A 22,598-nucleotide genomic window follows, 5' to 3' on the forward strand; every position below is an offset into this window, starting at 1 on the left:
CCGACGATGACAGACGGTACTGGACGAACTCTGTTCCGCTGTCAAGTTTGTTTCCTTTAAGGGCCGGTGGGCCCGTGGTATCGGCCGTCATGGTCGACTTCGACCCATCGGCTGCTTCCGTCCGCGTCCAGGATCCTCAGCCATACCGGGGCCCGGCTGTATTTGGCGACCAGCGCCGCGAGTTGCCTCAGGTGCTTCTCGTCCAGGTAGGCCAGCATCGGGTAGGCGGCTCCGCGGGGAAGGACCTTCTCGACGTCGGCTCGGAACTGCTTCCCCTCGCCCGATCCCGGCGTGTGCCCCGTTCTCCGCCATTCGCTCAGCTTGCTGATGAGCGGGGCGAAAGAGGAGAGGTCGCCGTCGGTACGCCCGTACTCCGACCTGATCCTCTCCCGGGCCCAGGCTCTTGCCCAACCGTGGCTTTTCCTGTTTTGGACGTCGGGCGCCGTCTCGAGAACGACGGTCTGGCCCTGCCTCAGCTGCCGGCGAACCTGCTGTGCGATTCGTCCCAGAGCCAAGCCGCCGTCGGGCTGGAGCCCGGCTTCGTCGTCGAACAGCCGGTCCAAGTCGATCCGGTGGGCGCTCTCCCGGACCGCAGCCGGGGACGGCGACGGCAGCCGCTCCGGCGCGGGCCGCCGTTCGGCGATGTCCTTGGTCAACTGGTGGAACTCGTCGGCGTGAATCAGAAGGAAGACCTCGCCACCGAAGTATTCGCTCCTGACCCCGCCGAGGCTGTGGCCCGGTCCGTTGAGCGCGGCGACCGCGCCCTTCTGTTGCTCCGCGGTGAGGCTCGAATACTGCGCGACGGTGAGGTGTGTCTGTTCACCGGCGGTGAGCCGCGCCAACAGGCGGGCGCGGGCGAACACAGTCGGGCCGACCTGCTTGAGATGGTCCTCGATCCGGCCGTTCCCGCCCCGGCCGAAATTGTTGTGTGGCGCCAGGCTGTGTGCGCCCGACATGGTGAGAGCCATCGAATCCTTGCCGTACGGAGTGTCGACATGCTGCGGATCCAGCTCGGAGAGCCTGGGGTCACCGCCGGTCGAGAAGTTGCCGCTCACCGCGACCGTGTCCGTGGTGACGTTCGACTCGTTGCCGGTCTGGCCCTTGGCGTAGCGGCCCGTTCCGGTTCCGTTGAGCAGCGAGATCCCGTGCAGGTCGAACAGGCTCGCCTCCAGGGTGAGCTTCGTCGGATCCTTGCTGCGGCCGGGGTCGTACAACTTGCTGGCGATCTCCGCGCCGTTGGGTTGCAGCGCCGCCGGAAGGAAACTGGCCAGGCCACTGGTCTGGAGCTTGGCCACCAGCGAGGTCGGTAGCTGAGCCCGCTTGTTGTCCGCGCCCGGTGGCAACCCGGCCACGAGGCGGTTACCGATGGCCGCCGCGTCGTCGGCGATGACCTGGAAGACGATGGCGTCACCGGGTAGGCGGCCGACCGCGGTCAAGTCGATGTCGAGCGACGGCGGGAAGGGCTTGGCCTCCAGCAACGCCTTCGGCAGGCGTATCTCGGCCCGGCCGGTCAGGGTCTTCGCCTCGACGTCCGGCCGGCGGGTCAGCAACGTCACGACCCGATTCAGTTTGTTCATGACAGGGCGCTTCGGTCGTTCGTGCCGGCTGACCGTCACCCGGAGCTGGAAGTCGCTCTGCGCGACATAGCCGGCGTTGTGCTCGTACGCCGTCTGCTCTTGACTGCTCACGTCAGCGCGCGCCGCCGACTCGTTCTGCCCGGTGCTGACCGTCGCGGCGACGCCACCGCGTACATCGGGGGTCTTGTCCTCCTTCTCGCCGTCCCGGACCGTGTCGTCACCCGACATGTTCAGCGCCGGATTGCCGATCCCGAATCCGTGCGATCGGCCGATCGTCTTCTTGTTCGACCAGTGGCCGTGCAGGTACTGCTCGATGCCCGTGCCCTCGAGCAGATCGGTCACCTCGGGCATGCTCGTCCAGCCGCTGGACACATTGACTTTCAGAATGTGGCCCAGTGCTCCGTTCGGTACGAAGAACGAGATCGAGTAGCCCTCCCGGGTGTTCATCTGATTGAACAACGGCCAGAAGCGATTCCCGGCGAACGTCGCGTCCACCAACCCGGTTCCGGACAGGAGGGAGCCCGTGACGGCGCCCTCGTGGTCGTCCCACTGGCGTACCGGCCGTGCCAGCGCTCCGGGATGCACCTTGTCGATGGCGTCCTGTACGACCTGGACGAGTTGGTGACCACCGTTGAACACGATGTCCTGGACGACAGCGAAGCCGAGCGGATTCCGTTGCGGCCCGGCCGCCCTTCCGAACAGACCGGCGGTGAGGTACTGCGGAAGCAGAAGGCCGGCGAAGGGGTCGGCGCGGGCCGGCAGGGCCAGTCCGAACATCTGGGTGAACCACCGGCCGGTCTGCGGCCGCACCGAGAGGCGTTCCTCGGTGCTCAGACGCTGTACCAGCTCGCGGGCCCATTCTTGTCGTTCCGGGCCGAGCCGGTCGGTCATCGTGCCGATGAGCTGGTCGAGGTGCCACCGCACGAGGGCGCCGGCGACGGCGTTGCCGGTCAAAGCCTGCTTCTGCGCCGACCATTGGCCCAGGACGTCCGCCAGCGCGGCCGGGGGCATCGGCAGGTGGCCGGCGGCGTACAGGTTGAGGGACACCGGTTTCGGGAAGATCACCATGGCTTCGAGATTCGCGAACCTTCTCGGAGCCGAACGCCGGGCGGTGTTCCATCCGAGCTTGCCGTTGCGCTCGTAAGCGGCGGCCAGGAACAGATCCATCACTACCTGGAAGGCGACGGCGGAGTGAAAGTTGAGGTTGAGATATTCCACGCCCGACTGATAGGTCTCGACGTGGCCGATGCTGGAACCGCGGCGATACGAGAAGTCGCCACCACCCTCCAGGCCGCTCAGGCCGGGGGAATCGACGGCACCGCCCGGCCGTATCCGGAGGGGAGTCACGCTGCGTCCGCGGCCCTGGCTGTCCACCTGGCTGCCGCCGAACAAACCCAGGTCGATCTGGCCTGAGACGTACTTGTCGGGTGTCGACCCGGCGTACGCGATCGAGATCGGCCGGCCCGAGACCGCGATCGTGGCGCGCTTCTCGCGAATGAGACCCGGGGCCGAGAGTTGCCGGCTGTACCGGCCCTGCAGCACCGCCGCCAGGTTGGGCAGCACGGAGATGGGCGACAGGAAGTTGCTCACCTCCTGATCGGCCGGCTTGCCCGGACCGGTCAGCTCCGGCAGCATCTCGCGGGCCGCCGCCGTCAGCCCGCGCGTGCCGACGTGGGGCAGCACCCCTTTGGTGAGAACCGAGCCGCGGAGCTCCTGCGGCGGCGTCGTCGGCGTGTCGAAGTGCGGCAGCACGTGCAGTTGGGCCGTTTTCGTGATGCGGGGTGACACGAAACGGGGCGTGGCGTCGCCGTAATCGACGGTGGCCCACAACTCGATCGGCAGGTGGTGCTTGTCCACCGATCCGGGGTACTCCATCAGAGTGGGCTTGTTGGTCATCGTGCTGACGCGGTCCATGGCGGCGCGGTAGCGTTCCCACCTCACGCCGCCACTGATCGACTTCAGGTGGGACACGAAGCTCTGCCCGAACACGAGAGACAGCGCCCACGCCCACTTGTGCTGGCCACCCATGCCCTGCCCGTGTCCGGCCGTGCCCATGGCCAGATAGACCGAGCTGAGGTCGCCGGTGCGCAGCACGAAGGTTCCCGCCTCCGTATCGGGCCGCAACCGGGCGTACACGGTCACGCGAGCGCTTCTGTTCACGCCCCCTTCGTGGACGGTGAGGGTGAGAGAGGTGCCGTCCTGCATCATCTCCGGCATGAAAGCCTCGAACCCGCTCTTCGAAACGAGGTTGGCCATGCGGTCGCCGTTGATGAGCACCCGCTCATGGGGCTGCTTCTGGAAGGGAAGGTCCGGCCGGGGCACCAGGAAACCATGGCGGGAGAGCTCAGCTCGCAACGCCTTGCGCAGTTCGCGAGCGGCGTCACGCTCCAGTTCCACCATCACCTGACCCAGCAGGCCCCGCTCGATGTGGCCGGGCAGCGTCGGCTTCGTCTCGGGTTGGTCGTCCTGCCCGGTGAACCGGATCTTCGAGGGATCGAACGGCACGGTCGTTCCGGTGGCCGTCACCGGCGGATCCCGGAAGGCCTCCCGATCGACCTCGAAGCCGTGGCTGAAGGCCTCGGCCTCACTGACGGTGACAACGCTCTCTCCCCGTACCGCCTTGACGGAAAGGGAATCGCCCGGGGAGTTCCTGGTCTCGATCCTCGCCTCGAACATCATCGTGAGGCCATGGGTCGTCGCCCTGCCGGTGTACCGGCTGACCTGGACGCGCAGGTTGCCGCGGCCGCTGTCGACGGTGTCGACGTCGGCGGCGGTGTAGGCGATCTCGGCCTTGGGGCCGAGCGAGAGGCCCGGGACGGGCACCACGGAAGCCTCCGCGAAAACGGACGGCGTTATCGAGCTCTCCGACGACTGGCTGTCGCCGTCACTGACGACGGCGGTGCGCACCTTCTCGATGTGCGCTTCGTCGCTGGCGACACCGTGCCGCCGATCCCCACCCTCGACACGGCGGGCGATCACGGTGACCTGCGCGATCCGCGTGGTCCGCCTGGCATCGCCGTACAGCCAGAACGCGTGCCCTTCGATGGCCGGTTCCAGGTGCAGGCTCACCTGCTCGAGTCCCTCCAGCAGGTCCCTCCGCGCCTGCGTCCCGGCCTTCAGGTCCAGCTTCTCGGCGATGGATCGGCCCAGCGGGACCAGGCCGGTCGTCTGGATGGTGTAGAAGGTCTGTGGGATGTGGACCAGGTCCGGCCCCTCGCCCTTCGTCCCCGATTCCGGTTGAGCGGCCCGGACCAGGCCCGCCGGGACCGGCATCAGGAGGTGCCACGGCATCAGAACCTTCAGCCGGTCGCGCGGGGAGTGTGCGACCGGAGTGGGTAGGGGATCGAGCGTGCCGGGCAGCGTGATGTGCGCCCGCAGCGTGATGCCGTAGGAGAGAACACTCTGGGTGGTGCGGACGTCGAGGACACGCCCCTGCTCGGCGTACCTGCCGTGGCTGGTTCCGCGGGTCACGGCGTTCGCCACGAGGGTGAATCCGGTGCCGATCCGGACGTTCTGCAGGGCCGTGGGTGCGACGCCGAAGCCGACGGAGGCGCTGACCCCGCCACGATAGGCGCTCGCCTGATGGGATTGGCCGCCGCTGTGCCCGCCGGTCTGGAAGTCGCCCTTCGTCAGCTGGCTTGCTTCGGGGCTTCTGAAGTCGTCCTCGTCGGACTGTTGCTTGCTCTCTTCGGTGGTGGAATCGCGGTCCTCGGTCTTCGGTTCGGGGGTGGAGTCGACATCGAGTTCCGGTTCGCGGAGCTCGAGAGTGAAGCGGACCTCGGCGCCGCCGACGTCGTGCGGCCATCCGTCAGCGACCAGGTAGCGGTACCTGGGAAGAAGGTCGCCGGCGAGCTTGGTCAACTGCGCTCCGGCGACCGTGATGTTGTGGCGCGCCAAGGTTTGGCCGAGCTTGTCGAGGAACTCGGCCATACCCGGAATGCCGTCGCGGGGAGTGCCGACGCCGCGGACGGCGTGACCGAGGCGGGCGTCGGCCCTCGGTGACCCGGGGGCCGGTACCCCGCCCGGATCGGGTGGTGCTTCCTCGGTGGGCGGGCCGGACTCCACCGGCACCTCCGGCGGCGTCTCCGGAGTTGCGGCAGGCGGGGCGGCGGCATCCGCGCCGCCTATCTCGGCGGCCGGGTTCGCGCGGATCGCTTCGGTGTCGCCGGCCCGGTACGGCCGGATCGTTTCGGTCTCGCTGGCCGGGTAGGCCCGGATCGTCGAGCTGTCGCTGTCGCTGTCGCTGTCTGGGCTTGGGGGCCGCGGGGTCGGTGTGAGCTCGACGTGCTGGCTTTCGAGCGGTTGGATCGTTGTCGCGGTCGGCGGGTCGACGGCGCCGCCGGCTCCCCGCCGCCACGCGTCGATGTCCATCGGCGTGACGGCAAGCGGCGCTTCCGGTTCGGCCGGCGGGACCGCGACGATCCCCGGCGGAAACGCCTCGCGGTATTGACTCTCATTCCACGTCACTATGTTGGCCAGCACGATCTGTTGGCCGCTGTTGAACCGCGCCTGGTCCACTTCGGGATTTGCCACATCCGGGTCGGTCAGGACCCAGGTCATGGCCCAGATGTCCTGCTTACGAGCGCCTTTTGCACGGAGCAACTGGTTGCGTGTCAACGTGAACCGAGGTAGGCCCGCTTGCCCGAGGACCTCCTCGAACCTCTTTTGAATGGCGTCATCGGTGACCGGCTGGTTCTCGAGCCGGAGCATCGTTGCCGCGTCCGAAGGGACGCCCGGCGGATCGGGATCCGTGCGGTGGGCGGATCGGACGGCGTTGTTGACCGCCTGCCGCCACGTGTCGATGTCCATCGGAGCGCCGGTCCGCGTCTCGACCTCGTTTCGGGTCGGCGCGTCAGAAGCCGGAGGGGCCAGGGCCGGGTCGGCGACGGTTGCCCGAGGGTAGGCCTCGTGGAATTGGCTGTGTCTCCACTGCACTCTGTTCGCCAGCACGATCCGCTGGCTGCTGTGACGTTGCGCCCGCGCCACTCTCTCGGGTGCCATGTCCGGGTGGGTCTCGACCGCCTCCATCGTCGAGATGTCCTCCTGAAGTGTCGTTCGCGCACGCCTCAACTGGTCGCCGGTCAGCGTGAACCGCGGTAGACCGGCTTGCGCGAGGACCTCCTCGAACCTCGTTTGGATCGCTTCGTCGGTGGCCGGCTGGTCGCGGAGTCGCTGGATCGTCGCCGCGTTCGACTGATCGAGATCCGTGCGGGCGACCCGGACGGCGTCGCTGACTGCCCGCCGCCACGAAGCGATGTCCATCGGGCCGTCGACAAGCGGCGCTTCCGGCTCGGCCGGAGGGCCGGTCCGCGTCTCGACCGGGGCCGGCGCGGGCTCGCCGGCCGGAGGTGGGGCCGGTTCCTCCGGGCGCGGGGTGAGAGTTCGGAGGGGGATTTCCGGTGTGCCGGGCACCAGCAGGTTCTGGCCGAAGGGCCGGGGCCGCGGATCCTTTCTGCTGAGGGCTCGCCGGAGTGTCTGCGGGATCTGCTCAACGGCTCGGCGGCCGGTCGAGAGCCGGGACGGGCGGGGATCGTCAGGTGCCGGGCCGGCGTTGTCATGGGAGCTTCGGTTGCCGTCGACGAGGACGGCGTCGTACCGGCCGGGCCGGGGTTCCCGCAGCACGATCGGATCAGGATCGGTCCGGGGTGGGCTCACCCAGAGTTCATTCGGGTCGGGGTTCGCCGTCCGGACCTCGAGCGGCAGGCCCAGGACCTCGGTCACGGCCAGGGCGAAGCCGTTACCGAAGCCTTCGTCGTCCCAGAGCCAGTGCCGGACCGCCTCGAGGGACTGCCTCCGGTCGTCGCCGTTCGGTGTCCGCCCGTTCGTGCGCACCAGCCGATCGAGGGCCTCCCTGTGCCCCGGTTCGGCGAGACGTTGCCGGACACGGGCGATCAGCACGTCGGTGACCGGCTGCACGTGGGCGTCGGTGAACAGCGCGGTGATGTCCTCCGGGGCTGTCACCTCACCCACTCGCCGCAGCCACGCGGATTGCGCCTCGTCGAAGCCGCCCAGGCCGAGAACCCGGCGCGGCGCGGCCGCGATGACGGCATGGAGCAGCGAGTGGGGACCGACGGGTGTTTCGATCACTACGTCCCGGGTCGACGTCGGCCCGGTGTCCGGCGACGGCGGGCCCGGTGACGGCGCGGCCGCCGGGAGGGGAGGCAGCGGCTTCGGCGCCAGAGCCTCGTAATGGCTCCTGTTGACACGGTGCAGCGCGAGCCAGGGCCGGTGTTCGCCGAGCTGTATGCCATCGACGCCCGCGTGGAGCCCTTTCAGCGCGATGTTGACGTCGAGCATGCGAGCGAGCACGTAGATGGTGAAATCACCAGCCGGCGTGTTCCACAGAACGGTCCTTCTCAGGGTCTGCCGCATGACCTCCGGGTAGCTCAGCCCGTCGGTGATCAGCTTGCGGAGTTCGGCCTCGGCCTGAGGGTTCCTCAGGTGCTGATCTGTCGCCGAGGTCTCCGCGGCTTCGAGCTCGTCCAGCAACGTGTCAGTGGTTCTCTGCTCCCCGCCGAAGGGCACGGCGTCGGCGTCGGTCATGCGCTCGGCCGCGTTGCGCCGGAAGGCCGCCGCCAGCTCGGTCGCCGGCGTGTCATCGCGATAGGCCGGCACCCAGGAAGGCAAGGTGACCCCCTGCTCGTAGGCGCTGCGCAGGATCGCGTGGAAGAGGCAGTCTCCGTCCGTGCCTACCTCGATCTCGGTCAGCGCCGACAAGTTCGGGGGTGTCGCCGGCTCCGCTTCCGGCCGGGAAGGTCCCTCCGGTGTGGTCTCGACCGCCCGGCTGCCGTCCGCGGAGCCGACCGGGCCCAGTGTCGTGGGCACGACCGCGGTGCCGGCCGGCGTCACGTCGATGTCGCCGGCGGCGATGAAGTACGGCTGTTGCCCCGCGGGCGGAACGATCGACCGGCCGCTCTGGCCGTCGAGGAACAGCACCCCGTCGCCGTCGTTGAAGACGTTCACGACGTGCAGCCGGCCGGCCGCGTTCCGGAAGATGGCCAGACCATGCGCGCCGGGGCCGGCTTTCCCGACGGCCTCGGCGATCGTGTCGGCCGAGGCGACCTGGAGCAGCCGGCGTGGCTCGGTCACGCCGCTGTTGGCGTAATTGACGACGTCGACCATGACGACACCCTGGGCGAACCCCGGATCGCCGGTCGCGATACCGGGCGCGGTGAACACCAGGTCCCCGATGAGGGTCATGTGGGTCGCCACGGCCGTGAAGAAGCAGTTCCGGGCCCACTGCTGGTCGTTCAGATCGCGGTGTCCGCCGTCGTTGACCTGGGCGAGCCAGCCGTAACGGCCGGCGAACACGGCCTCGGCGTCGCCCTCCGGCGCCCACCTCCGCCATTCGGGCCGCGGCGCCGTGGGCCAGCCGAGAGGTTCGAGGTGGGCGGCCAGGGTGGGATCCGGGGCGTACGCGACCTGACCGTCCGTGGCCTTCGGCATGATCCGGCGCACGCCATCCACGGTGGAGTTCATCGCCGAGACGGCGTCGGGCCGGTCCGGCGCCGGTTGCGCCGTCAGCTGAGCCAGAAAGGGCGTGCCGGGCGGCGACATGATGAGGCGGGGGCCCCGGTGGTCGAGGGCGTGCCCGTAGGCGGCTTGCAGGGCATCGGGGTTGCGGCGCAGCTCGGCCGGCGTGCCGGGCACCTTCGTTCCCTCGGCGGCCAGGCGCTGCGCGGTGCTGTGCAGTTGGTCGTCGCTGTGCAGCGCCGCCCCCAGGTAGGGCACGTCGGCGGGGCCGGTTCCCATCAGGACCGGCTGCGCCGGCAGGGTGATGCCCGCGGGCGAGAGGCCCGCGTCGACGAGCACGCCGCCGTGCTCGTGGAGGACGGCGAGCGCGCCGTGCTCGGGCAAGGGCTGCAGGCTCAGACTCGGATGGGCGGCGACGACGTTGGCGGGCGCCCAGGCCTGCACCGACCATCCGTCGGCGGTGTTGTCGGTCCAGGCGGCGATGCTGTCATGAAGGTCGTCGGCGGTGCCGCCGGTGACCATCACGTGGACGATCTGAGGTACGGGCCGCGGGTCGGTTCCCGGCCCGCCGAGTGTCACCGCGGGGCTGCGCGTCGGCGCGAGGATCTCACCTCCCGAGGGGGTGGCCGGCGCCGCACCCCGGACCCCGTCCCCTGGAATCGGGCCGTCGAAGGCCACCGCCGGGGACGGATCGCCGTCCGCGGCGAGGACCGGTGGCGGCGAACCCGGGCCGGTCGGTAGCTGCGCGCCGGCGTCAGGGGTCACCGTCGGTGTCGGTGTCCGGTCATCGGCACCGGACGGCTCTGCCACCTCCCGGTGCGTGATGTGGCGCAACTTGCCGCCCGAGACGTCGCCAAGGGTCTCGAACCCGGTCGACGTGAGACCGGACGCGGCGCCGCCCCAGACCGCCTGCCAGTCCCAGCCTTGACCGTAGATGACCCCGGCCACGCCTTCGGTCAGCCCTTCGGAGACGGGACTGGCCGCGATCTCGTATCCGTGACCGCCGTGATGGGGCGGCGGCACCGGTGGCTGCCCGCCGGTGGTGCCCGGCCCGTCCCGATGGCCGGCTTTGGTGGCCGGCGGGAGTGCGCCGTCGAGGTCGGGGCCGTGCCGGCCGTTCGGTGCCTCGCCCGGCCCCCGGTTGAGGAACTTGCCGAACTGCGGGCCGAGGGCCCTGAACAGACCGCCGACGCCCACGTGCATGATGCCGCCGAGCGAGCCGACCTCGGCCGCCTTGCGTACCTTTTCCCAGTCGATGTCCTTGCGCGAGCCGTCGCGGATCTGGATCGCCTGCACGATCAGGACCATCAGCACCTGCATGCCGACGCCGGCCACCTGGGCGACGCCGATCTGCACCAGGATCCGGATCAGCCAGGAGATGACCCGCGAACGACCCACCAGCAGCCGGAGCAGGAAGCTCTGCATCAGGCCGGGAAACAGCCACGACAACGCCAGCGCGATCGTGAACTCGATCAGCAGCTCGATCAGCGTCGCGATGATCATCAGCTTGGCGAACTCGACCTCGGTCGCCGTGTCCGCGAAGTCGTCGCCGAAGCGGTTCACGTACCGTCCGGCCAGCGGGAGGAAGCCGGGTTCGTCGATGTACTCGCGCATCGCGTCGACGAAGGCCCGGTCCGCCTCGCCGGTCATGTTCTCGGAGATCGAGTTCACCGCGGCCACGAAGTCGGGTTGCAGAGCCTCGATGTCGATCCCGAGGGTCTTGAGCACCTCGGCCATCTGCCGCAGCTTGTCCTCGTCGGTGGCCGGGAACTGTTCGCCGGACAGCCAGAACTGAAAGCGGTTCAGTTCATCGGAGACATCGAGACCCACGGCTGGTCCTCCTCTTCTACCGAGGACGACGCAGGGAGACGGCGAAACTTCAACAGCCGGCAAACACTCCGAAACGGCTTGGTAACACTTGGTCGACGCCCGCCGTCGCCGAGGGCGCTCTAGTTCTTGTCCAGAAACTCTTCACAGTCGATGGCTAGCCTCGCTCGGGATCTTGCGTAAACCGGACGGAAACAGGGGAACAGTGCGTGACCGCAGCCAGTCAGCTCCCGGCCGGTGACGGCCCGGAGGCACTGCGACTTCAGATCATGGGCCCGTTGCGGGTCTGGCGTGGCGGCGCCGAGATCAACGCGGGGCCCCGGCAGCAACGGTGCCTGCTCGCCCTTCTGCTGGCCCGGGGAGGCCACCCGATCAGCATGACCGAGTTGGTCGCCCTGATCTGGGGCGCCGATCCGCCGGTCAGCGCGATCAGCGTCATTCACAAGTACGTCGGGGTCCTGCGCCGCCTCCTCGAACCCGGCCTGCTGCCGCGGACGCCGGGCTCGTTCGTGTTGCGCAACGGCAACGGTTACCGGATCACCGCCGGCGCCGACACGCTCGACCTGATGCAGTTCCGCCGGCACGTCGCGGCGGCCCGCGCGGCCGCGGAGGAGGACCGGTGCGAACAGGCCCTCGCGCACTACTCCGACGCCTTACGGCTGTGCCGCGGCTCGGCCGGCGAGTCGCTGTCCGACAGCGCGGGCGCGACCGCTGTTTTCGCGGGCATCGACGGCGAGTTCTTCGACGCGGCCGTGGCCGCGGCCGACCTCGCGATCCGGCTGCGCCGGCCGTCGGGGGTGCTCTCACCGCTGCGGCTGGCCGCCGAGATGGACCCGTTCAACGAGCTCGTGCACGCGAGCTTGGTGAACACGTTGGCCGCGGCCGGTCAGCAGGCGGAGGCGCTGGCGGTCTACCGGACCATCCGCAAACGCCTCGCCGACGACCTGGGCATCGATCCCGGCCAGAGCCTTCAGCAGGCCCATCAGCAGGTCCTCACGCAGAGCGCGCCGCCGCCGGCCCCGGAGCCGCCCCACCCGCCCGTGGTCTGGCCGGTCAGCGACGGTCTGGTGCCGGCCCCGCTGGTGCGGCCGGCGCAGCTGCCGCCGGACCTGTCGTTGTTCGTGGGGCGCTCGGCCGAGCTGGCCGTCCTCGGCGACCTGGTCGCCGGCATGCGGGACGACGCCCGGACCGGCCCGCTGGTGGTGGCCATCGACGGCATGGGCGGCGTCGGCAAGTCGACGCTCGCCGCCCGCTTCGCCCGTTCGGTGGCCGGCGAGTTCACCGACGGTCAGCTCTACCTCGACCTGCACGGCGAGCAGGGCGACGCGCTGCTGTCATTGCTGTACGCGCTGGGCGTTCCGGCGTCGAACGTGCCGGACACGTTCGACGCCCAGGTCGGCACCTATCGCAGCCTGACCGCGGGCAAGCGCATCCTGGTGCTGCTGGACAACGTCGTCGACCCGGCCCGCGTACGCCCGTTGCTGCCCAACTCGGCCGAGAGCCTGGTGCTGATCACCAGCCGGCGTCCGCTGCTCGGCCTGGCCGCCTTCGAGGGCGCCCACCTGATGCATCTGGACGTGCCCGACCCGGCGTCGGCCCGGGAGTTGCTGCTGCGCCGCCTGAGCGCCACGCCGAACCGGACGGCGGCCGAACCGGACGCCGGGATCGTCGACGAGATCATCGAGTCGTGCGGGCGGCTGCCGCTGGCGGTGGCCATCCTGGCCGCGCGCCTGACCGCGCGGCCCAGCCTGTCGCTGGCCTCGGTGGCCGCCGGGCTGCGCGGGGCACGCCGGTTGGAGTCGTTCCCGGGCGGGCTGGCCGGGCATGACCCGCGCGCCGCCTTCGCCTGGTCCTACCGGCAGCTCAGCGACGGTGCGAGGCGGCTGTTCCGGCTGCTGGGGGTCGCGCTGGGGCCGGGGGTGACGGCCGCGGCGGCGGCCAGCCTGTCCGGCCTCGACCCGGACCGTACGCGCGCCGAGCTCGACGAGCTGTGCGAGGCCGCGCTGGTGACCGAGCACGAGGACGGCCGGTTCACCTCGCACGTTCTGGTCAAGGCCTATGCCGAGGAGCTTCTGCGGGACGTCGATCCGGCCGGCGAGCGGCGGGCGGCGATCAGCCGGCTGTTGCAGTACTACGTGCACAGCAGCTTCAACGCGCAGGTCGTGCTGCAGCCGCACCGCCTGCCGATCGAGCCCGATCCGGCGCTGCCCGGCGTCGCGCCCGAGCGGCCGGGCAGCTACGAGGAGGCCATCGCCTGGTTCGCCGGCCAGCGGGAGGTGCTCAAGGAGGCCGTACGTGTCGCGGCCGACCTCGGCTACGGCATCGCGCCGTGGCAGCTCGCCATCACCATGCAGCAGTACCTCCAGTGGACCGGGCGTTTCCAGGAGTGGGAAGAGGTCATGCGGTGGGCCCTGGATGCCGCACGGGCCGGTGGGGACGAGATCGGCGAGGCGCACGCCCTGCGGAGTCTGGCCGGCGCCCGGTGGTCGCTGGGCGGCAACGAGGAGGCGCTCGAACTCCTGCTGTCCGCCCTGGAGATCTTCGAGAACCGGGACATGGTGCTGGAGCAGGCGCTGGTGCACACCAACCTGCATTGGGTCGACGAGGCGCTGGGCCGTGACCACGAGGCGCTGCTGCACGGCGAGCGGGCGCTGAAGCTCTACCGGACGATCGGTTACCGCCGGGCCGAGACCTTCGGCCTGATGTCGAACGGCCGGTCGCTGGCCCGGCTGGGCCGTCTGGAGGAGTCGGGGCAGTTGCTGGAGCAGGCACTGGAACTGCACCAGCAGATCCGCGGCGACCTCGAGGCGGCCTGGGACGCGACCCTGATCGCCGTCGAGGGGGAGACCCGGATGGCGATCGCGGCCAACCTCGCGCAGATGGGCCGGCTGCGCGAGGCGGCCGAGCAACTGGAGCTGTCGGCCGAGACGTCGCGCCGGGTGCGGCAGCGGCCCAATGAGTTCGAGGCGCTGGGCCGGCTGGCCGAGTTGCGTTTGGAGATGGGCGATCCGGTGGAGGCGCGGGCCGCCGTCGAGCGGGCCCGGCAGGTGCTCGCCGCCCTGCCCGACGGCGGTCCCGAACCGCTGCGCGCGCGTTTCGCCACCCTGACCGAGAAGCTGGAGCGGGCCGGTGCCAATTGATCATGTATTTCGCCGTGTCGACGCGGCCTGGGACCGCATCGAGGACTGGCTCGAGGCGCACGCGCCGATCACCCTGGCCGGTCTCGGCGCCTATGCGACGCAGGGTGAGATCGACGCTGTGCAGACGAGAATGGGGACAGCCTTTCCGCCCGATCTGGTGGCCTCACTGCTGCGGCACAACGGCGCCCTCGACCGGCTCGGCTTCTTCTTCCCGCCGGACTTCACCGGCGCCGGCCTTCCGGAGATCCTCGACGCCTGGACCACGAACTCTCAGGTGCTGGAGCCGCCGCTGTGGGACCGGTCGTACGTTCCGTTCGCCTGGACCGGCGACGGCGGCCTGCTGGTGCTGGACGGCAAGGGCCGGGTCGGCGAGTTCTACGCCGAGGACGGCACCACGTTCGAAGGCCTGCCGCCGTCCCTGGCCGAGTTCCTCGAGCGGATCGCCGACTCCCTTCAGACCGGTGAGCCGTGCCTGGGCGATCACGTCCCGATCGTGTCGGAGGGCCGGCTGGAGTGGGCCGAGGAGTAGGAATCGTGGGCGCGGCCGGTGAAGCGGAGGCCGCGTGGCGCGTTCGTCATAGGTGAACCTCAAATCGCTCAGTGCCGGGCTGGTAGCCGCCATCGCGCTCGTGCCCCCGCCTCTTCCGGATGCTCGCGCCGGGAGCTGCGCCGGACCGTCATCGGTGATCGCCGAGGCCGAATCGGACGCCTACCGGCGGGTCGCCCCGGAGACGGCGTGGCCGCTCAGCCGCGGCGCCGGCGTGCTGGTCGGAATTGTCGACAGTGGAGTCAGCGCGGCCGCGACCGGACTGGCCGGTGCGGTGGCCCCGGGCCGGGACGTCGTGGCCGGCGGCCGGGCCGACACGGACTGCCTGGGCCGCGGCACCGCCCTGGCCGCGGTGATCGCGGCCCGGCCCCAACCGGCGAACCTGCTGTCCGGGGTGGCGCCGGCCGCCCGCATCCTGCCGGTCCGGGTGAACGCGGCCAAGGGCGGGATCCCGCCCGGCAAGCTGGCGGCGGGCATCCGGGCCGCCGTCGACGCCGGGTCCCGGGTGGTGCTGGTCGCCGTCGGTGCCGCCCCCGATCCGGCCCTGGCCGCCGCCGTCGCCCATGCCGAGGCCCGTGACGTGCTGGTGGTGGCGGCGGTCGGCAACGAGAAGCCCGGCGCGGACGGTACGCCGGGGCCGCCCTGGTATCCGGCCGCCTATCCGCTCGTGCTGGCGGTCGGGGGCGTCGACGCCAAGGGCCAGGCCACCGAGCTCGTCACCGGACGGGCCGGGCTCGACCTGGTCGCCCCGGGCAAGGACGTCCACACCGTGGGCACGACCGGGCCCGGCAACTATGTCATCGGTGGTGCGCCCGCGGCCGCCGCGTACGTGGCCGGCGCGGCCGCGCTCGTGCGCTCCTACCGGCCCGGGCTGAAGGCCGCGCAGGTGCGGCGGTGGCTGGTCGACACCGCCGCCCCGGCCGGATCGGCCGGCCGCCGGCTCGACGTCTACGCCGCGGTGAGCGCGGTGGCCCCGGCCGCGCCGCGGACCCGCGGCGCGGCCGGGGTGAAGCCCTTCGCCCTACCGGCCGAGAAGGGCCACGATCCGGCCTCGAGGATCGCCATCGGCGTGGTCGGCCTCGCCGTGATGCTGACCATCGGGCTGATGTTCGTGGTCGCGGTCGTCCGGCGCCGCGGTCACGACGCCGCCGATGCCGGTTCCAGGTAGGCCGTCTGCATCAACCGGCCGCCCCGGCGGGTGCAGAGCAGCGCCCGCCCGGGCGGGAGGTTGCGCGGCTTGACGTTGCCGAGCAGCGGGCCCTCGCTCGGCGGGCAGGACAGCGCCAGGTCGGGCGCGTTGGCCTCCTGCACGCGCCGCAGCAGCGGGTCCATCGACATCCGCATGACGTTCGACGCGCCCCGGGTCAGCACCAGGTGGAAGCCGATGTCGGCGCCCTGGGCCAGGTACGGCAGCAGCGGCAACAGCGGCGAGTCGGTGCCGGCCAGCAGGTCGTAGTCGTCAACGAGGATGAACAGGTTCGGCCCGGTCCACCAGTCGCGACGGCGCAGCTGTTCCGGTGTGACGTCGGCGCCCGGCATGCGCGGCTGCAACCCCAGGACGGCGTCGGCCACGGTGGCCCGGGTCGAGTCGGCCGACACCGAATAGCCGAGCCGATATTCCTCGGGCACCATGTCGAACAGCGTGCGCCGGTAGTCGACCAGCATGATCCGGGCCTGCGCCGGCGTGTAGCGGTCCATCACGGCCCGGGCCAGGTGGCGCAGCACGCTGCTCTTGCCGCTCTGCTCGTCGCCGAGCACGGTGAGGTGGGGCAGCTCGGCGAAGTCGTGCCAGACCGGCTGCATCCGTTCCTCGTCGAGCCCGAGCGCGACGCGGATGTCGCCCTCCGGCGCGGGCAGCTCGGCCGCCGGCAGCAGCGCGGGCAGCGTACGGACCCGGGGCGCGGGCTCGCCCGGCCAGAATTCGTCGGCCATGGCGACCAGACCCCGTACGCCCTCGGCCAAGCTCTCCTCGTCGCTCCGGCCGTCGATCCGCGGCAGCCCGGCCAGGAAGTGCAGCTTGTCGCTGGTGAGGCCGCGGCCGGGCAGGTGCGGAACGGTCGCCGCCAGCCGCAGGTCCACGACCGAGTCGACCGAGTCGCCCAGCCGCAGCTCCAGCCGGGTGCCGATCTGGTCGCGCATGGCGTGGTGCACCTCGGACCAGCGGGCCGCCGTCATCAGCAGGTGCACGCCGAAGTTGAGGCCCTGCGCCGCGATCCGCCGTACCTGCGTGTCGAGCTGCTCGAACTCCTGCCGCAGGGTGAACCAGCCGTCGACGACCAGGAAGACGTCGCCGTACGGGTCGTCGGTGATCCGGCCGTCGGCGCGCATCTGCCGGTAGGTGGCCATGCTGTCGACGCCCAGCTCGGCGAAGCGCCGTTCGCGCTCGGTCAGCAGGCCGATCACCTCGGCCATGGTGCGGCTGACCCGGTCGCCGTCGAGGCGCCCGGCGACGCTGCCGACGTGGGGCAGCCCGGCCAGGGAGCCGAGGGTGCCGCCGCCGAAGTCGAGGCAGTAGAACTGCACCTCGCGGGGGCTGTGGGTCAGGGCAAGGGCACAGATGACCGTACGGATGAGGGTGCTCTTGCCGCTGCGCGGGCCACCGGCCACACCGAGATGACCGCCGACCCCGTCGAGGCGTACGACCAAGAGGTCGCGCAGTTGTTCGAAGGGCTTGTCGACGAAACCGACCGGCGCGATGAGGCGACCACTGCCGGCCCATTCCGGGGCGCACAGCCCGAGATCGGGGTCGGGTGTCAGAGTCGGCAGCAGCTGGTCCATCGTCGGCGAGACACCCAGCGGCGGCAGCCATACCTGGTGTGCGGGCATGCCGCGGTCGACGAGCTGGTCGACGACCAGGGTGAGGACGGAGACCGCGTCGGCGGCGGGCTCGGGCTCGGGCGCCGGCTCCGCCTCGGGTTCCACCTCGGGCAGGGGGACGCGGTCGAGGACGTACGGCACGATCTGCCGTTCGATGACCTCCTGCCGGGCCCGCGGCCGTTCCGTGCGGTAGGCCCCCGAGACGTACGCCGCCTTGAATCGGACGAGCGTCGAGACGTCCGTACGGATGTAGCCGTTGCCCGGCTGGGGCGGCAGCTCATAGGCGTCGGGCACCCCGATGACCGAGCGTGACTCCATCGCCGAGAAGGTGCGCAGGCCGACCCGGTACGACAGGTGCGACTCGAGCTGACCCATCCGGCCGTCGTCGAGCCGCTGGCTGGCCAGCAGCAGGTGCACGCCCAGCGATCGGCCGAGCCGTCCGATCATGACGAACAGCTCGAGGAAGTCGCGGTGCGCGGCCAGTAGCTCGCTGAACTCGTCGACCACCACGAACAGCGTGGGCAGCGGGTCGAGCGGAGCGCCCTGGGCGCGGGCCCGCTCGTACTCCAAAGCGGAGCTGAAGCCACCGGCCTGCCGTAGCAGTTCCTGCCGGCGGACCAGTTCGCCGTGCAGGGCGTCCTGCATGCGGCCGACCAGGCCGGACTCGTCGGCCAGGTTGGTGATGACGGCCGAGGTGTGCGGCAGCCGTTCGAGGCCGAGGAAGGTCGCGCCGCCCTTGAAGTCGACCAGGATCAGGTTGAGCGTCTCCGGCGAGTGCGTCGCGGCCAGGCCGAGCACGAGCGTACGCAGCAATTCGCTCTTGCCCGATCCGGTCGCCCCGATGAGCAGCCCGTGCGGGCCCATGCCGCCCAGCGCCGACTCCTTGAGGTCGAGCTCGACCGGCTCGCCTTCGGTGTCGACGCCGATCGGCACCCGCAGGCGTGCGGCCGTCGGCCTCGGCGCCCAGAGCTCGTCCAGGTCCAGCTTCTCCGGGTCGCCGATCCCGAGCAGGGTGGCCAGGTCGAAGTCGGCGGCCAGGTTGTCCTCGACGGTCTCGGTGTGCAGACCCAGCCGGTACGGCGAGAGTTGCCGCGCCACCGCGCGCGCGGCGGCCGGGCCGAGGCGGTCGGGCGCGGCCATCCGAGTACGGTTCTCGCCGCCCAGCCGGTCCCGCCGGGTCATGTGCAGGCCGTCGTCGTCCAGGGCCAGCGTGAGGATCGTCTTCGTGGTCGACGGCCGGGCGTCGTCGAGGTCGAGCAGGGTGACGTTGCGATAGCCGGTGGTGGCCAGCCGGCTCGAGGTGCCCAGGTGCCCGCCGTCGCGGACGACCACGACGTACGGCTCCTCGCGGGTCGGTGTGGCGCCCGGCTCGAACCGCGGGCGGGCCGCGAAATCCTCGCCCAGCAGACGTTCGACACCCTCGGCGGTGTCGGCGGCCATCCGTACGTCGCCGGCCGCGTCCTGCTCGCCCGGCAGCTGCACGTGCGGCAGCCACTTCGCCCAGTCCCACTGGCCGGCGCCGGCCGGGTTCACGCACAGGCAGATCCGCACCTCCTCGGGGGCGTGGAAGGCGACCAGCTGGGCGACGATGGCCCGGGCCAGGTCGCGGGTCTGCTCGGGGTTCTCACTGCCGATGCGTACCTGGGCGAAGCCGCGCAGGAACACCGCCACCGGCTGATCGGCCACCGTCGTGTAGGCCTTGATGAAACGGCGCAGCGACTTGGCCGAGAGAGGCTCGAGATCCTCGACCGGTTTGGTCTGCAACGGGCTGATCCGGGTCGCCAGGTGTTGCACGCCGGTGCCGATGCGCACCTCGAGGAAGTCGGGATGGGTCGGGCGCCGTTCCCACCGGCGCGAGGTCATCGCCAGCGACCACAGCGATCGAGGGTCGGGGTGCTTCCAGTCGGCCGCCTCCCGCTGGGCCTGAACGGTCTTGCGCACCCGGCGGCGATGCTGCGCCAGGTAGCGCAGATAGTCGCGACGGTCGCCGCCGATGCGTTCCGTGCGGTCGGCGTTGCCGAAGAAGATGTAGACGGCGGCGGTGGAGACGATCGCGACCATCATCACGCCGATCATGACCCAGGTCAGCGCCCCCTTCGAGGGGCCGACGAACAGAAGGACCATGACGCCGGACATGAGCGCCATCGGCAGGGCCGTGACGGCCTGGCGGACCCCGTTGTTCTTGACCTCCGGAATCTCCGGTGGCTCCTGCAGCTGGATCTCGCCGCTGGGCATCGCCGGGCCGTTGCGCCGTGCCGGCCGCTGGAACAGCGTGGTCGACATAGGAATCCTTTCTGGCCGGCGGGAAATCGCGCCGGGCCCCCACGAGGTCAACGGCTGTGGACGGGCTGCCGTCAGATTGCCGGGGCACGGAATGAAGATCGGAGAAGGGCGCGCGTTGCCACAGATATGACGGTGGTGTCGTCGGCGGATCTGTGCCGATTGGTGGTGGTCGGACCCGAGCGTCAGGCCGAGATCGCCGTGCCCTCTCAGGTGGCGGTGGCCGACCTGCTGCCCGCTCTGCTGCCCCACCTCGGTGAGCGGCTGTCCGACGCGGGCCTGGCGCACGGCGGCTGGGTGCTGCAACGGCTGGGCGAGCCGGCCTTCGACGAGGAGGCCAGCGTCGAGTCCCTCGGCCTGACCGACGGCGCCGTGGTCCACCTGCGGCCCCGGGCCGACCAGATCCCGCCGGCCGACTTCGACGACCTGGCCGACGGGCTCGCCACCGGGCTGCGGGAGCGGGACGGCGCCTGGCGGCCCGAGATGGCCCGATGGGCGGCGGCCGGCGGATTCGGCGTGGTCGCCGCGGCCGGCGCCGCGATGCTGGCCGCGAACGGGCCCGTACTGCCGCGGGCGGTCGCCGCCGGCGTGCTGGCCATCCTCGCGATGGCCGCCGCGTACGCCTTCGCCTCGGCCTGGAAGGATCGCCTGTTCGCCACGATCGCGGCCGGCGCCGGCATCGGGTATGCCGCGCTGGCCGCGGCGATCGCACCGAACATCCCGGACGGCAGCTCCCCGCTGGAGCTCGGCCCCGCGCAGACGCTCGCCGCGGTGGCCGTCACGATTCCCGTTGCCGTGATCGCCGCGCTGGTGTCCCGCGGCAACGGGCCGGTGTTCGCCGGCGTCGTGGCCGCGGCCGCGTGCGCCACAGCCGGAGCGGCGCCGACCAACCTGGCCGGGCTCACCGGCGAGCAAGGGGCGGCGATCACCGCGGTTCTCGCGGTCCTGCTGACCTTCGCCGTACCCCGGGTGGCCCTGCGGCTGGCCCGGATCCGGACCGACCCGGTGCCGACCAGACCGGAGGAGCTGCAGGAGAACATCGACCCGGAACCGAGCACCGAGGTGCTGCGCCTGGCCGCCGTCGCCGACCGGTACATGATCGGCCTCACCGCCGGACTCGCCGCCACCGGGCTCGTCGCGACAACGCTTCTGCCGGCCCAGGGCTGGGCCGGGCCGGCGCTGGCCGTCCTCGTCGCCCTCGCGCGGTTGCTGCTCGCCCGTGCGGTCACCAGCGCGTGGCAGCGGCTTCTCCTGAGCGGTCCGGCGCTGGCCGGCCTGCTGCTGGTCGCCGTGAACGAGGCCGGCGACCTGCCCCTCCTGATCCGGCTGGTCGTGCTGCTGGCCGGGCTGCCGGTGGCGGCCGCGGTGCTCGTCGCCGTCGGCCGGCACCTGCCCGATCGCCGGATGATGCCGATGTGGGGTCGCATGGGCGACGTCGTCCAGCTGATCAGCATCGTGGCCCTGCTCCCGGTGCTGGCCGCCGTCCTGGGTCTGTACGGCGCGGCCCGTGCGATGGGGGGCTGAGCATGCCGTCACGCCGGGATCAGGTGCAGGCCCAGTCGATCGTGCAGAACCGGATGGTGTGCGCGCTCGTCTCGGCCGACCCGGACGCCGCCGACAACCCGCATCGTCCCCTGGGCACCGGAACCATCGGGGGACTCCTGGTCGCCACCCTGATCATCGTCGGGTTCGCGGTGTACGGCTACCTGCGTCCCGGCGGCTCCACCAAGTGGCAGACCCCCGGCTCGCTGGTGGTCGAGAAGGAGACCGGCAGCCGGTACGTCTACGTGCAGGGCCGGCTGCGGCCCATCCTGAACTACGCCTCGGCCCGGCTGTTGCTCGGTCCCGAGGCCAAGACCGTCACCGTCTCGGCCAAGTCGCTGGCCGCCGCACCCCACGGTCAGCCGGTGGGCATCCCGGGTGCCCCGGACACGCTGCCCACGGCCGCCGCCGGCGTGGGTGTGTGGTCCGTCTGCGCCCCGGTCGCGGTGGACCGGGTCGGCCGGCAGGACACGGCGACGACCCTGTCGATCACCGCGAAGCCGACCGGCACGCCGGTGCCGGCCGACAAGGCGGTGCTGGTCAGCAGCGGGGGTGAGCAGTACCTGATCCAGGCCGGTCGCCGGCTGCGGCTCGGCGCGCCGTGGATCGCCCGGGTTCTGGGTGGCGACGAGCGGGCGGCCACTCCGGTGCCGGCCAACTGGTTGCGGATCGTCCCGGCCGGGCCCGACCTGGTCGCCCCTCAGCCCGGCCGCCGCGGAGCCGCCGGCCCGGCCATCGACGGTGTGCACCGCAAGGTCGGTGACCTCTTCCTCGTACGAGGCGCGGGCGACACCGTCCGCTACTACCAGCTCCGCTCGGACGGCCTGGCCGCGCTCAACCCGCTGCAGTACGTCCTGGCCGGCGCCGACCCGGCCGGCGTCCGCGGCGGCCGATCGCCCGAGCCGGTGGAAGTGACGGCAGCCGGGATCAGCGGGGTGCGTACCGCCCCGGCCGTGGTCACCGGCCCGGAGGTCGCGCCGGCCATCGCCGAGGCGCCGCCCGAGGGCGCGGCCTGGTGTGTGCGGCAGCCGATGAACGGCGCCCCGCCGGAGATCACCGTGGACCGCCCGGCCCCGGCCGCCGACGCCGTCGTCGACGGCTATCAGCTGTCCCGGACCGACCGCACCGCGGACGCCGTATCGGTCGCGGCCGGCCAGGGTGGCCTGGTCGCCGCCGGCCGCTTCGGACAGCCGGCCGGCCCGGGGTGGTTCGTCGTGACCGACGCGGGCGTCAAGTACCCGGTGGCCGACGCCGCCACCGCGGAACGCCTCGGCTTCGCCGTTGGGCCGCGCCCGGCCCCGCCGGAGCTGCTCGATCTGCTTCCCACCGGCCCGCGACTCGGCGCCGGTGCGGGATGACAAACCAGCGGTCGCCGGACCGCATTCGAGAAAGGAC

Annotated in this window: 7 protein-coding genes; 5 read left to right on the forward strand and 2 right to left on the reverse strand. The window is 71.3% G+C overall.

Features of this window, described 5'->3' with window-relative positions:
* Positions 1 to 56: 56 nt before the first annotated feature.
* A complete protein-coding gene (locus CRP55_RS45205) occupies positions 57 to 10,880 on the reverse strand; it encodes a WXG100-like domain-containing protein (protein WP_097328274.1) in 10,824 nt (3,607 codons plus the stop codon).
* 206 nt (positions 10,881 to 11,086) lie between these two features.
* Between CRP55_RS45205 and CRP55_RS45210 the strand changes: the two genes are divergently transcribed.
* The 3 genes from CRP55_RS45210 (at position 11,087) to CRP55_RS45220 (ending at position 15,732) form a co-directional block, all read left to right on the forward strand.
* Complete coding sequence (locus tag CRP55_RS45210; RefSeq protein ID WP_245923767.1) at positions 11,087 to 14,017, forward strand: AfsR/SARP family transcriptional regulator; 2,931 nt, start codon at positions 11,087 to 11,089, stop codon at positions 14,015 to 14,017.
* Positions 14,007 to 14,546, forward strand: coding sequence for an SMI1/KNR4 family protein (locus tag CRP55_RS45215; RefSeq protein WP_097328275.1), 540 nt, complete (start codon positions 14,007 to 14,009; stop codon positions 14,544 to 14,546). Before CRP55_RS45210 ends, CRP55_RS45215 begins: the two co-directional genes overlap by 11 nt.
* Before the next feature lie 154 nt (positions 14,547 to 14,700).
* The gene (locus CRP55_RS45220) at positions 14,701 to 15,732 is read left to right on the forward strand and encodes a S8 family serine peptidase (protein WP_179855624.1); all 1,032 of its coding nucleotides are present in this window, start codon (positions 14,701 to 14,703) and stop codon (positions 15,730 to 15,732) included.
* Here the strand turns inward: CRP55_RS45220 and eccCa are convergent.
* Complete coding sequence (gene eccCa / locus CRP55_RS45225) at positions 15,702 to 19,664, reverse strand: type VII secretion protein EccCa (RefSeq protein WP_097328277.1); 3,963 nt, start codon at positions 19,662 to 19,664, stop codon at positions 15,702 to 15,704. The two genes, CRP55_RS45220 and eccCa, sit on opposite strands and share 31 nt — an antisense overlap.
* A 135-nt stretch (positions 19,665 to 19,799) precedes the next feature.
* Between eccCa and eccD the strand changes: the two genes are divergently transcribed.
* A complete protein-coding gene (gene eccD, locus CRP55_RS45230; RefSeq protein WP_179855625.1) occupies positions 19,800 to 21,185 on the forward strand; it encodes a type VII secretion integral membrane protein EccD in 1,386 nt (461 codons plus the stop codon).
* Between the two features lie 2 nt (positions 21,186 to 21,187).
* Entirely contained in the window at positions 21,188 to 22,561 is a 1,374-nt protein-coding gene (gene eccB, locus CRP55_RS45235) for a type VII secretion protein EccB (RefSeq protein WP_097328279.1), read from the forward strand.
* Positions 22,562 to 22,598: the final 37 nt, after the last annotated feature.

This window comes from Paractinoplanes atraurantiacus (assembly GCF_900215205.1).
GTDB lineage: Bacteria > Actinomycetota > Actinomycetes > Mycobacteriales > Micromonosporaceae > Actinoplanes > Actinoplanes atraurantiacus.

Coding starts and splice junctions, on each gene's coding strand:
- eccCa (WP_097328277.1), bottom strand. CDS start 19,664: ATGTCGACCACGCTGTTCCAGCGGCCGGCACGGCGCAACGGCCCGGCG.
- eccB (WP_097328279.1), top strand. CDS start 21,188: ATGCCGTCACGCCGGGATCAGGTGCAGGCCCAGTCGATCGTGCAGAAC.